The organism is Synergistaceae bacterium, assembly GCA_031267575.1.
Taxonomy (GTDB): Bacteria; Synergistota; Synergistia; order Synergistales; family Aminobacteriaceae; genus JAIRYN01.
The window spans coordinates 13,442-25,856 of the sequence record JAIRYN010000030.1 but is presented as its reverse complement, the minus strand read 5'-3'; the positions used below and the strand labels follow the sequence as shown (position 1 = coordinate 25,856).

Sequence of the window (12,415 nt, the reverse complement as noted above, 5' to 3'; positions counted from 1 at the left end):
CGTTGTAATACCAATCTACAAGAATTTTCTCTTTTAGATTTCTCTACTTTAGATTTCTCTACTGGCGTTGCAGCTCATCCACGCGCCTATCCACATCGTTCAGTTCCTTGTCAATGACGTTAATCTGTTCCTGCAAACCCGACCTATCTGTTTTCAACTTGTCCAATCTTTTGATAAGGCGATCCAGCTCCAGACGGTTTGTGGCTGTACCTGAGTTCAAAATAGAGGGATCGTCTCCCGTGATGTCCCATACGAAACGGACGTCGCCCGTCTTCGTGGTCGCCTGACTGATGGATCCGCTGATGAGCAAACGTAACTCTTTGATACCTTCAAGCAAGCTCTGGCCCGTTTTCTCATCGTAGCGGGGAAACCAGATCATACCGTCACGCTGTCCTTGGAGCTTGAAATTGAATCGTTTGTCGTAGTCTACGGGTTCCAGAATCTTTTTCCCAGCGTAAAGTTTCAAGTGACGATCAAAGGGTTGCAAAAACACCGGTGTTCCTGTCGTGTTGAAATCCACATGAAAAGCGATGCATTCCTCCAGGTTCAAGGTTTTCAACAAATTGTACTTATAACGCTCCGCCTCGTCCTGGGTCCACAGGTTTTTTTCTGCCTCCGATTGCACCAAGGCCTCTATATACTCTGCCGAGTAATAGGTTACCTTAATGGTGATCGACTGAATCCCACTATCGGAGTAATCTTCCCGCCGGGTCCAGGCTTTGAGAATTTTTTCCGTCATTTCCGCGCTAGGGGCCGAAAAAGCTGGCGAAGGAAGGAACAACACAACCCACGCTAAAAAAAACGCCGTCGCCCATTTAGCTACAAATTTGCCCTTCAGGGTTTTTTTAAATTTTTTCAAAGCACTATTACCCCTTTCAAACTGTTTCTAAAGCGATTATACAACAACCGTGAAGGGATAGACGGGACGGACGGGATGGAATTTATTTTTTCAATTTATAGGCCATCGCCAGAATCTCAGCGACCCCACGGTAAAGTTTTTCCGGAACCTCGTCGCCCACCTCTACGGCTTCGTAGAGCGCCCAGGCTAACGGCTTATTTTCCACAATGGGAACTTTGTGAGCCTCGGCGATTTCCCGGATCTTCCGGGCAATCAACCCCTTGCCCTTCGCCACGATTTGAGGCGCGCTCATTACGCCGCGATCATACATTAAAGCTATCGCCAGCGTGGTAGGGTTCGTAATGACCACATCCGCCTTGGGAACGGAGGACATCATCCTTTTCTTGGCTAATTCGCGCTGCTTCTGGCGGATCTTATTCTTGATCTGAGGGTCGCCTTCCGTCTGTCTGTACTCCTCCTTGATTTCTTGCTTACTCATTCGTATGGACTTCTCGAAATCCCATTTTTGGTACAGGTAGTCGGCCAAAGCCATGATCAGAAGCATAACGGCCAGGCGCATCGCCAAATCCCAAAGGAGATCCCAGAGCTGCAGGGCACCCTCCTCCAGAGGGATTTGCATCGCGCGCACGGCAATCGGAAGTTTTTCCCTTAGAGCGATGTAAATAACAACGCAGAAAACCGTCGCCTTCAAAAGTCCCTTCAAAAGCTCCACCAAAGATCTCGCGGACAGAATTTTTTTCATCCCCGACACGGGGTTAAGACGTTCGAAGTCTAATTTGAAGGGTTCAAAGCTGATGACCCAGCCCACTTGTTTGATCGTTATGCCCGTGACAAACGCCGCAATGATAAGGCCCAGCAATAACCAAGCGTCAAAGTAGGCCCATAAAGCCCCGTACTCCAACGAGTAAAACCACCCCGCTTGTAGCAGAACCCCGTCCCCCATGAAGGTAATGGTCTCTCGCATATAATCCACCAGACCGCTTCCCATACGGCTTCCCAAGACCCACAGACCTAGAAGCCCGGCCAGAATTTCCACGGCGGCGGTCAAGTCTCGGCTCTTACATATCTTACCCTCAGAGCGTACCTTTTGACGTTTTTTGGGCGTCGCCGGTTCCGTGCGTTCCTGGGCGAAAAATTGTAAGTCAAAGACGAAAGAAAGTGGCATGATCACGGGACGCGGCGTTAGCGCCAAGCCGTCGCGCTAGAAAGCGCGAATTGAATCCAGCGCTCTATGTGGTCATAAATCAGGTCCACGCACAGCGGTAGCGCTAGCGTCAAAACGAAGAACCCCAAAGCAAGTTTCAAGGGCAGGCCTAGAACGAAGATATTCATCTGGGGAACCGTGCGGGCCAGGAACCCTAATCCAACGTCCGCCAACAAAAGCGCGCAGTAAAAGGGGATAACGATCTCAAGAGCGAGGTGAAAAACGCCCGAAAACCATTCACCCAAGGCCATATCGCTCGCGGGAACCAGAGAGAGTTTTGCCAGTGGCACGAGGCTTAAACTCTCTACCACGGCCTGTATCATCAGAAGGTGCCCGTTCCAGCGAAAATAAAACCAAAGCCCCACTAAAAATTGCATTTGATCCAGAATAGAAGACTGGCGCTGCGTCAAAGGGTCCATCACACTGGCCATGGAGATACCCATAGCGGTACCGATCTGCTCCCCAGAAACCTGCAGAGCCGTTAAAGGCAGCGCCGTTAGAAGCCCCAACGCGGTGCCGATCATCAATTCCCGCAGAGCTAAGATAAAAATCGAAATCCAACTTTCAAAAAGAACTATGGGAACGTAAAAAGTCTCCAACTTATTGCCCAGTGCTCCCGCCGAGGCCATGGTTAACAGCGCGGCGCAAAGAAACCTGAAGGGAATAGGCATCGCCGTCGCCAAAAACAAGGGGGATGTAAATAACATGCCCACAAAGCGAAGGTGTATTAGGAAATAAACGATCAAAAGTTGGACAGGAACTTCAAAAGGTCTCATAGTAGTCTTATTGTGGTTTCATTAGTAGTTTCACTAGTAGTCTCATCAGTAGTTTCACTAGTAGTCTCATTGTATGAATCTTTCGAGCTGTCCCAAAATATCCTGAGTCAGAGTCAGAACCTTGGCGGCCATCCAGGGGCCGATCAGTACAATAAAAAGAAACACCGCCAGGATCTTCGGGATAAAGATCAGGGTCTGTTCTTGAATAGAGGTGGCAGTCTGTACAATACCGATCAAAAGACCCACCACCATCGCCACTAGCAGAATAGGAAGGGCAACGACGAGCATTGTCCACACCGCTCCGCTCAAAATGTCGTACATGCTGATAGGGTCGATGCCCATCCTCTTCTGCTCCTTTCTCTCCCTTTTGTCCAGTTTGTCCAGTTTGTCCAGGTTACGATTAGGACACGTTGGTGAAGCTTTTGAGAAGGCTCATGATGACCAGGTTCCACCCATCGGCCATAACAAAAAGCAGTATTTTGAAGGGCAGAGAGATCATCATAGGAGGCAGCATCATCATGCCCATCGCCAGAAGAACGCTGGACACCACCATGTCCACGACGATGAAGGGGATGTAAATCACCACGCCCATCTGAAAGGCCGTTTTGAGTTCACTCAGCATGAACGCGGGGATCAATATCCGTGTGGGAACCTCCTCCTGGTTGTTGGGACGCACGATTTCCGACATAGAAATCATCAAGGACAACTCCTCCTGCCGCGTGTAGCGGAACATGAACTCTCGGATGGGAGTGATAGTCTCCTCCCAGGCCTGGCTGGAGTTGACGCTTCCCGACAGGTAAGGGGCCATCCCCCGCTCGTAGATTCGATTCCAGGTGGGGTACATGGTGAAAAGTGTGAGAAAAAGGGCCAGTCCCACGATGGTCTGCTGGGGCGGCGTCTGTTGTAATCCGATAGAACGCTGGATGAAGCCCAGCACCACCACGATTCTCGTAAAACTCGTCAACATCAACAAGATAGCTGGGGCCAGGCTCAAGACGGTCAAGAGTAGCAGGATCTGCAAGGAGAGAGCCACGTCTTCAGGGGAATCTCCAGGGGCGATGCCCAATTGCAACGTGGGGAAGGAAACCATCGGCGTATCCGCCGGAGCGCCCTCCGCAATCCCCATGATTACCCCCTCCAGGGAGACAAACCCCAAAGGCGCGTCCCCCACCAGAGCGGCAAAAATCCAAAACACCACCACTAAGCGGACAAAGAAACGAACGAAAAGACGCGAAAACGCGACACACCTAACTTTCGTGTTTTGAGTCGTTTCCAAGTCCGTCGTCTTGTTGTGTTTTTTCTTCCAAGACAAGCCATTCGTCATACTTCCACCTACTCAAGAGACGGGTTCCCCCAGGCCCAGAAGTCAAAGCCCAGACCTCGGGGCCGCAACGTAAAACGAAAAAAACATCCTTACCTAAAGGCAAGGATGCCATAATCTTCACATTCGCCTCGTTTCGCCTTACCCAACCTTTTTTTTTGGCCCAACCCACAAAAATAAACGCTATCACGCCCATCATGGCTAAAGCCAAAAACATACGACTCAAATAAGGCGCAAGACCAAATTCTCCCGTGACCTTACAACTCCTTAATCCAGAACTTTGGAGATGGCCTCAATGACACGCTCCGGCTGGAAGGGTTTCACAATAAAATCATTGGCGCCCGCCTGAATGGCCTCGATCACCATCGGCTGCTGTCCCATAGCGGAAACCATCACAATCTTCGCCGCGGAATCCAGCGCTTTGATCGCCTTGACCGCGTCGATACCGTTCATCTCAGGCATAGTAATGTCCATAGTTACGATGTCGGGTTTAAACTTCTGGTAAGCCGCAACTCCCAACTTGCCATTCTCCGCTTCTCCCACGACCTCGAAATCGTTTTTTTGAAGAATATCCTTCAACATCATACGCATAAAGGCAGCGTCATCAACTATAAGAACCTTTTTGCCCATGCTGCACCCCTCATTAAATTAAGATTCTCCCGTCAAAATCCGTCGCCCTCACCCAAATATGAGGTCGAACCCTCAGACTTTGATCGTTGTCTATCGGTTCACCATCCATTTGTCACTTTTCTTTTAAAGGATTATACCACGATCTTGCGCGCCCAAAGGGAAAACGACGTACAACAGTCTAACCCCCGCATTTCTCCCTATTTCTCCCTTAGTCGGTGCAAACTCCAAGCGATGTGAAAACAACCCTTGCGTGGTCGCGCTTTATACCGAATGAGCTTTGGATGACCGATTCAAAACTTCCGTAATCCTCACGCCAAAATTTTCGTCTATCACGACAACTTCGCCCTTAGCTATCAATTTTCCGTTGACAAGAACGTCCACGGGTTCCCCGGCCATTTTATCCAGTTCGATCACAGACCCCGTAGAAATAGCCAAAATCTCGGAGATGTTTTTCCGCGTTTTCCCCAGCTCCACAGTAACACGAACCGGTATGTCCGCGATTAGGTCGATATTCCCGCTTCCCGTTCCCGATCCTTTGGAGATCAGGGGAGTGAACTCCGCGGGATGCACGTCCACTATAGGCGCAGGCTGTTGCGCCCCATGGGGAGGAGGAAAAGAGGCGGAGGAAGGAGAAGAAGGAGGAGAAGAAGAAGAAGAAGAAGAAGAAGAGGGCGGAGGAGGCGTTTTTCCTCCCGGCGGTGGGGCCGCTGGCTTGGAAGACTGCTCTCCCATGATTTGGCGGATGTTGGAGGCTATGGATTGCGCGGAGTCCATCGGTAAAACCACCCTTACCTCGAATGGCTCCAGTCCACCAATCGTCACGCTCACCAAGCTATTCCATATTTTACCGTCTTCGCCCAAGTCGATGAAAGGCTTCCAATCCTCTTGTTCCAGGGCGGAAGTGGTGTTCTCAGGCATCAAACGGCGGCCTCCGAGAAGGCCGCTCAAACTGGTGAAGGCAGAACCCACCACCTGACTCAAGCCTTCCTGAGCTGCGTTCAAATAAAGTTCACTCGCCTCTTCGGGAAGCTCTTTGCCCTCGCCTCCCATCATGAGGTCGGCTAAGGTCAGAGCGCCCCGGTAGTCGACGACGAAAATCAGTGGAATGTCCTGAAACCCTCCGAGGGTTGTGCGAAACACAAAGGGGTTTTCCGTCAATTTATTTTTGAACTCCGCCTGAGTGCACACTACCGTCTCGACGATGCGTGAATTGACGTCCTGACCTGCCAACATGCCGAACACACTGCTTTCGGCGTTGGAGAAAATGGACGCCACTTCCTCCAGAATTTGAGAATCCTCCGTGGATAGATCCGACGAGGACGCGGAAAAATCTCCCCCGCTAAGAAGCGCGTTTATTTCATCCTGGCTGAGTAGTTCATCCATCATTTTTTCCTCCTTCGGCCTCGACCTCGGCAAATTCCTCCGTCTGGACGACGCTTGTTACCTCGACCGCCAGCCGACCGGCTACAGTGCCCGGCTTCGCCTTAAATCTGACGTAGTTCCCCACCCGCACGTCCACATCGTCATGGACCGATTCGTCCAGCTTGATCACGTCTCCCTCTTGAAGATTGTAGACGTCGACCAAACTCAGGATGGTGTGCCCCAACTCCAGCCCTAGAGGAAGTTTCACCCGATCAAGGGTCCTCATCAGGTTTTCCCTCGCGTCCTCGTCGTTTTTGCGGCTGGTGGAGACAAACCACTGTTGCGAAGAAAGTTTGTCGATCATGGGCTCCATAAGGAAATAGGGAATACAAAGACTGATCATGCCCTCTACATCCCCAACCTTCATTTTCATGATGACCAGAAGAACCATGTCCCGAGGAGGACAAATCTGCACGAAAAAGGGGTTGCTTTCCATAGTCTCGAAACGAAACCGGACGTCCACCACCGTGCTCCAGCTCTCTTCCAGAAGTTCCAACATCCGCATGAGCACGCGTTCGGTAACGGTTTTTTCTATATCCGTAAGTTCCCTAGCCTTACCCGTGAACTCTCCCTTGCCGCCCAAGAGCCTGTCGATAATGGAGAAAACCAAGTTCGGGTTGACCTCGATTAGCGCGTTTCCGTTGAAGGGGTACATCTCCAGGGTTCCTATCACCGTCGGCTGTACCAGGGAGTTCAAAAACTCCTCGTAAGCCAGCTGGTCCACGGAGGCCACCTCCGCCGAAACGATGGAGCGAATGAGAGTCGACATCACGGTGGACAACTGGCGGGCAAAAGCCTCGTGAATCATCTGGATGGCCCTCAAATGATCTTTGCTGAACTTGTCGGGGCGCTTGAAGTCGTAAACCTTGATTTTGTACTCGCTCGAATCCCGCGTCATGGAATCGAGGTCCACGGAGCCGCTGGTCAACGCGTTTAATAGGGAATCTATTTCGCTTTGAGACAACACATCGGGAGTCATAAATCCTCACCTGCCTGCTTTAACAGACGCGCGGTCGCGCGTCCCTACTGTATACCTTGAAAAACGCTCGGCCACGTGTCTCTACCCAAACCACTGATCGGGTGTTCTACTGTAAGACAAACGTTTCAAACAAAACTCGCACCACCGGACCTTCCCCTTGGATTTCAGGAAGCTGGGAATTGAGGGCCCGTTTGATCTCCTCCGAGAACTGAAGTGCCCCCTCGGCGCTAGTGAGGTCTTCGTAGATCTTATCTTTCACGATCAACAGAATTTCGTTTTTGACCCGCAAAAGCCAACCCGGAGAACTGAACAGCTCCGTCGCCTTCACGTTCAGGACCTCCACGGAGGCGGTAAAACTGATGATGTGTCTGCCCGCTCCGGCCAGGTTACTGGTGAACTCTCCCAGGGAAACGATGGGTCCCGGTTCCGCCACCCTTGTATTATTATTACCGGACGCGGCACCGCCGGACGCCATTGAACGCCCCATGACAAGCCCTCCACCAAAGCCGACGCCGAACATGATTAACCCCACAATAATGAAAACAAAAATCCTTTTCATACTATCCTGGTCAAACCCCTCTCACTTGGGATATTGCGACAAAAAAACCAGGTCCACCCGCCGGTTCAAAGCACGATGCTCGATCGAATCATTGGGGACTATAGGGCGATAAGGACCATAACCAACGGCCTGAAGCTTCTGAGGAGACACCCCGGCGGAGCTCTGCAAATAGGAGGCCACCACTGCGGCCCTGATCGAGGAAAGCCCCCAGTTATCTCTGTATCGGCCCCCATTCAAAGGAACAGCGTCCGTATGTCCCTCTACGGCAATAGCTGGAACCTCCTCCCTAACCAGAGCCGCGATTTTATAAAGCGCCCGTTGACCTTCGAGCTTCAACTCGGCGCTTCCACTTTCAAAAAGAAACTGGTCCGAAATCGAAACGACAATTCCCCGCTGGGTGAACGTCATTTGGATGGACTTCTCCAAACCTTCGCTTCGCAGGTAGCTGTCGATGGTATAGGCCACGTGTTGGGTATCCATTTCGTAACTGGGCGAGGTCCCTGGGCTTACACCCTCTTCTCCGCCATAGGGATTTATGGATTCCTCCATTGTCATGCCGCCTTTTAGGACGCCGAAAGAACCCTGGAGGGAGAGAAGCGCTTGTTTGAACTTCTGGGAATCCACCGAGGACATGGCGAACAGCAGAACGAAGAAACAAAGAACAAGAGTCACCATGTCTCCATAAGTCGCCATATAGAGTGGAGCGCCTGGAGCGCTTGCGGGAGCTTTCTTTTGACGTGCCATTGTTTATTCCTCCCCTTTTTGAGTGGCTTCCAATCGCTGCCTCACTTTCGGAGGCAGGAAAACTTTGAGTTTTTCCTCGACGATACGCGGGTTTTCCCCCGCCTGTATCGCCAAAATCCCCTCCACCATCAATTCCATGGACACGATCTCCTTGGCGGAGCGAGATGCCAGTTTTTTGGAGATGGGGATGCTGAACATGTTGGCCATCATGGACCCGTACATGGTGGTGATGAGGGCCACCGCCATACCCGGCCCTAGGGCGCTCACGTCCTGGAGGTTTCCCAACATAGCGATAAGGCCGATCAAAGTTCCGATCATGCCGTAAGCTGGCGCCAGCTCCGCCGTCGCGTCGAAAACGGCTTTGTTCGCGGAGTGGCGATCCTCTAAAATACCAATTTCCGTATCCAGGATGGCCTTGACCAGCTCAGGGTCCGTTCCGTCCACGACCAACTGGATAGATTTTCTCAAAAACTCGTCGTCCAGGTCCGCCACGTCGCTTTCGAGGGCGAGAAGCCCCTCCCTCCGTGCTTTTTCCGCGAAGCTGACGAGGGTCTGCACCATAGCCAGGAGGTTTGGGTCACGGGAGATAAACGCGCTTTTGACCGCGCCGCCGACTGTTTTCAAGATATCGCCGGGGTGCGCCATGATGATGGCCCCAAGTGTTCCGCCCACCGTTATCAAAATGGACGGATAATCTACGTAGGCCATGAGGTTCCCCCCCGAGGACATCGCTCCGAGAACGAGAATCCAAGTCATAAGAACTCCAACGACAGTGGTTAAATCCAAATTCCCCTCACCTCGGGCCTCATTTAAATTCGGATATCGGCACTACGTAAACACTCAAACTCAGGGGGGCGAAGCCCCCCTGTCCCCTAAATAAGAATCAGACGTAAGGGTTTGAATGCTTACGAAATTTTCAATAGACCAAAAACCCAACTAAAGATCAAACCAAAGATTCAAACCAAAGATCAAGTCAAAAACCAAATCAAACCAAACCAAAAAACAACGCCACAGATTAGTTGTCTCCCGCTTCCAACGGAATACCAAACGGAACGCAAGAATACCCCGCCCGCCGCCTGAACTCCACGATAGCGCTTTTGACATCGTCGAGGGTTTCCTTGATGATATAACGATGTCCATTAACCAGCCGCAGAACCGTGTCTGGAGTCATTTCCACGGTCTCAATCATATCAGAGTTCAGCAAAAAAAGCTCTCCATTTAAACGATGGACTTTAATCATAAAGTGACCTTGTCTCTTCTTTAATTTCTCTTCAATTAACGTTTCAATTAACGTTTCAGATTGACCACTTCTTCGAGAATCTGGTCGCTGGTGGTCACCACCCGGGTGTTGGCCTGGAAACCGCGCTGCGAGATGATGAGCCGCGTAAATTCCTCCGTCAGGTCCACGTTAGACATTTCGAGATTGCTTCCGTTGATGGTTCCCAATCCATTTTCCATTGCCGCGAAGATCAGCGCCATACCGGAGTTGATGGACGCGCGGAACATCGTATTCCCAACTTTGTCGAGACCCATCGGGTTGGCGAACTGCGCCAGAGCCACGCGGTATAGAGGCTGGGTTTGGTCGTTAGAGTAGCGTCCCGTGATCGTGCCGTCCTGTCCGACGCTGTAGTCGTTCAGGACACCCATCTGATAACCGTCCTGGTAGTAGGCTTTGACCGTAGTGTTCGAAGCGTACTGCGTCAGACCCTCCAACGCGTCGGTATCCCACACGTAATTGTCACCCTTAAAATACTTGTTGCTGAAGTCTAAGTGAATGGTCTCGTTCTGCGTTCCAAGGAGGCTGAAGGGGACGTAAACGTCCACCCCGTCCAATGGATCCACGAGTTTGCCGCAGGGACCGAACTGCAACTCGCCCGACGGAGGCACGTCAAACAGTTCGGGGTTGTCCGGGAAGAAGGCCTCCCATCTCCAACGGTCCGCCGTCAGTTTCTTGAACGTAACTTCCATTGTGTAGGGGTTCCCCTGGCAGTCGTAGACCGTCAGCTTGGTCTGCTCGACTCCGCCCTGCGCGATCTGCGACAGCGTGTCGAAGACCGTGGGATTCTCCGCTGTCAGATCTTTGGCGAGTTGGACTTCCAGCATGGAAGCGTTGGTTGCCGAAACAGCTATTTTGAAGTTAGTCGCGTTCAAGACACCCAAGACACCGGGAAAAGTTCCAGCCAGAGGCGTCACTGCGTCGAAAGTACCGTCCGCTTTGAAAGAAACCGTCGCCGTGAGCTTTCCCATGGTGGTGGCGTCAGAAGTTGGATCTCGATACCAAAGGGTCAGAGTCGTCGGAGAACTCCTGAGGTTGGATTCATCAAACTCCGCGATGAAAGTGTAATCGACGGGCGCGGCTCCACTCGTATCTCTCACGCTGAAGGAATTGTAGGACATATTCTCCAGTAGATTGATCTCCCAAAGCGTCGCTCCCGTGTCTGGGTTCGTCAGTTTTAAAGTGCCGTTGTTGTAGGCTACGTTCGCCGTTGCAGCTGGGTTCGTTCCGTTCAATGGTATTTCAGTAGAGTCAGGGTTGAGCGTTAAAATTGGTTTCCCACCTTCGATTCCTGTCATATTGAATATGATCGGCTCCGTCAGCGTTCCGTTTCTAGAGTCGAGGGTGAGGGTCAGGTAACCTGTACCGTCAGGTGAATTCAAGTTTGTTATAAAGCTCGTGTCATACTCAATGTCGCTGATCTTGACCTTGGCGTTTCCATTGTTGCTGTTGAAGGGAATATCCGCGTAACCTATCGGAAGATAGGCGTCCTTCGTGGCGTCCAAGTTGTTCTGGATTCCCACGACGGTGGTCGCGCGGGCTTCCATTTGTTTGCCTAGGGGGATAACGATGTCGCTGATGTCGCCCGCCTTGATATATTCCGTGGCTTTCACCGGATTCCGCTCCATCTCGTAACCCTGCACCACGTAACCCGTCCCGGAGTGCACCAGTTTTTTATTGGCATCTAGAGTAAAGTTACCCGCTCGACTGTAGATACGGCTGGTTCCGTCACGAAGAACGAAATACCCCTCCCCAGCGATCATCATATCCGACTTGTTGCCCGTGTACTGAGTGAAGCCCTGCGCATGGATAGTCTCGATCGCTCCAACCTTTACGCCTAAGCCGACCTGAGCGGGGTTGATACCCCCCCTGACGTCTCCCGGCCCCGTGGCGCCCTGAGACGTTTGATATAGAAGATCCTGAAAAATCGTTAGATCTTTTTTAAAGCCCGTGGTGTTGACGTTCGCTATATTGTTACCCGTCACGTCCAACATCGTCTGATGGGAACGCACACCCGTCACTGCCGTCATAAGCGATCTTAACATCTTATAAGTACCCTCCTGCGATAAACTTCATTACCGCTCCGCGGAACCGCGACCTCATTCCTTGGGGCCGGCTTTACCATCGCTGCTATCGTCATCACTATCTTTTTGTCGGATGGTCGCCCCTCGAACTAAAACTTGAACATAAATATCAATATCCAAAATATCCAAATATCCAAATATCCAGGCGACGGGTTAGACGTAGTATCTGAATAAGCTATAATACATTAATATTTATACCTGATAAACTATTCTAAAGTTCTATGTATCAAGCGGTGTAGGTAACAGAGCTGCGTGTTTCGACAATAAATTCGACAATTAAAGAGATAGGTCAATGAAGGCAGAAATTACGATAAATTACAATTGACTTTGGAGTTCAGATTCTGGAGTTCAATAGATAGTTCATGCGCGTTCCGATAGCCACTGATATTTGACATCGTAGCCGAAAATCAAGGCCGTGTGATGGCTATTGATTGGGCTATCGTCCGGGGTATCCGAACGGTTGTAACCTTCTACTCTCCAGAGTTCCGCGTGAATGGGTCTTAGTACGCTGAAAGGATCGGTTTTCATTGAAAGGATCGGTTTTCATTAATAAGGATCGGT

At 51.0% G+C, this 12,415-nt stretch carries 14 protein-coding genes; all 14 read right to left on the bottom strand.

Annotation, left to right across the window (positions count from 1 at the left end; genetic code table 11):
- Positions 1 to 58 precede the first annotated feature (58 nt).
- The 14 genes from LBJ36_04075 to LBJ36_04010 all read right to left on the bottom strand — a co-directional run bounded on the left by LBJ36_04075 (position 59) and on the right by LBJ36_04010 (position 12,382).
- Positions 59 to 859, bottom strand: a complete 801-nt coding sequence (locus LBJ36_04075; protein ID MDR1378208.1) for a hypothetical protein — start codon at positions 857 to 859, stop codon at positions 59 to 61.
- A gap of 82 nt (positions 860 to 941) precedes the next feature.
- Positions 942 to 2,051, bottom strand: a complete 1,110-nt coding sequence (flhB, locus tag LBJ36_04070) for a flagellar biosynthesis protein FlhB (GenBank protein ID MDR1378207.1) — start codon at positions 2,049 to 2,051, stop codon at positions 942 to 944.
- Positions 2,042 to 2,839 carry a flagellar biosynthetic protein FliR gene (locus LBJ36_04065; protein MDR1378206.1) on the bottom strand — a complete coding sequence of 266 codons (798 nt, stop codon included), beginning with the start codon at positions 2,837 to 2,839 and terminating at the stop codon, positions 2,042 to 2,044. Before LBJ36_04065 ends, flhB begins: the two co-directional genes overlap by 10 nt.
- A gap of 66 nt (positions 2,840 to 2,905) precedes the next feature.
- Positions 2,906 to 3,181, bottom strand: coding sequence for a flagellar biosynthetic protein FliQ (locus tag LBJ36_04060; GenBank protein ID MDR1378205.1), 276 nt, complete (start codon positions 3,179 to 3,181; stop codon positions 2,906 to 2,908).
- A gap of 58 nt (positions 3,182 to 3,239) precedes the next feature.
- The gene (fliP, locus tag LBJ36_04055) at positions 3,240 to 4,163 is read right to left on the bottom strand and encodes a flagellar type III secretion system pore protein FliP (GenBank protein ID MDR1378204.1); all 924 of its coding nucleotides are present in this window, start codon (positions 4,161 to 4,163) and stop codon (positions 3,240 to 3,242) included.
- Between the two features lie 264 nt (positions 4,164 to 4,427).
- Positions 4,428 to 4,790, bottom strand: coding sequence for a response regulator (locus tag LBJ36_04050; protein MDR1378203.1), 363 nt, complete (start codon positions 4,788 to 4,790; stop codon positions 4,428 to 4,430).
- A gap of 261 nt (positions 4,791 to 5,051) precedes the next feature.
- On the bottom strand, positions 5,052 to 6,176 hold the full coding sequence (fliY, locus tag LBJ36_04045; protein ID MDR1378202.1) for a flagellar motor switch phosphatase FliY: 1,125 nt from the start codon (positions 6,174 to 6,176) through the stop codon (positions 5,052 to 5,054).
- Positions 6,166 to 7,191, bottom strand: a complete 1,026-nt coding sequence (gene fliM / locus LBJ36_04040; protein MDR1378201.1) for a flagellar motor switch protein FliM — start codon at positions 7,189 to 7,191, stop codon at positions 6,166 to 6,168. The genes fliY and fliM overlap by 11 nt, the downstream gene beginning before the upstream one ends.
- 106 nt (positions 7,192 to 7,297) lie before the next feature.
- Complete coding sequence (locus LBJ36_04035) at positions 7,298 to 7,750, bottom strand: flagellar basal body-associated FliL family protein (protein ID MDR1378200.1); 453 nt, start codon at positions 7,748 to 7,750, stop codon at positions 7,298 to 7,300.
- A 21-nt stretch (positions 7,751 to 7,771) separates the two neighbouring features.
- Entirely contained in the window at positions 7,772 to 8,494 is a 723-nt protein-coding gene (locus LBJ36_04030) for a flagellar motor protein MotB (protein MDR1378199.1), read from the bottom strand.
- Between the two features lie 3 nt (positions 8,495 to 8,497).
- Positions 8,498 to 9,280 (bottom strand): MotA/TolQ/ExbB proton channel family protein, encoded by a 783-nt coding sequence (locus tag LBJ36_04025; GenBank protein ID MDR1378198.1) that lies wholly within the window; start codon positions 9,278 to 9,280, stop codon positions 8,498 to 8,500.
- A gap of 229 nt (positions 9,281 to 9,509) precedes the next feature.
- Positions 9,510 to 9,734 carry a flagellar FlbD family protein gene (locus LBJ36_04020; GenBank protein MDR1378197.1) on the bottom strand — a complete coding sequence of 75 codons (225 nt, stop codon included), beginning with the start codon at positions 9,732 to 9,734 and terminating at the stop codon, positions 9,510 to 9,512.
- Between the two features lie 47 nt (positions 9,735 to 9,781).
- Positions 9,782 to 11,815 carry a flagellar hook-basal body complex protein gene (locus tag LBJ36_04015; protein MDR1378196.1) on the bottom strand — a complete coding sequence of 678 codons (2,034 nt, stop codon included), beginning with the start codon at positions 11,813 to 11,815 and terminating at the stop codon, positions 9,782 to 9,784.
- A gap of 399 nt (positions 11,816 to 12,214) precedes the next feature.
- Positions 12,215 to 12,382, bottom strand: a complete 168-nt coding sequence (locus LBJ36_04010) for a hypothetical protein (protein MDR1378195.1) — start codon at positions 12,380 to 12,382, stop codon at positions 12,215 to 12,217.
- Positions 12,383 to 12,415: the final 33 nt, after the last annotated feature.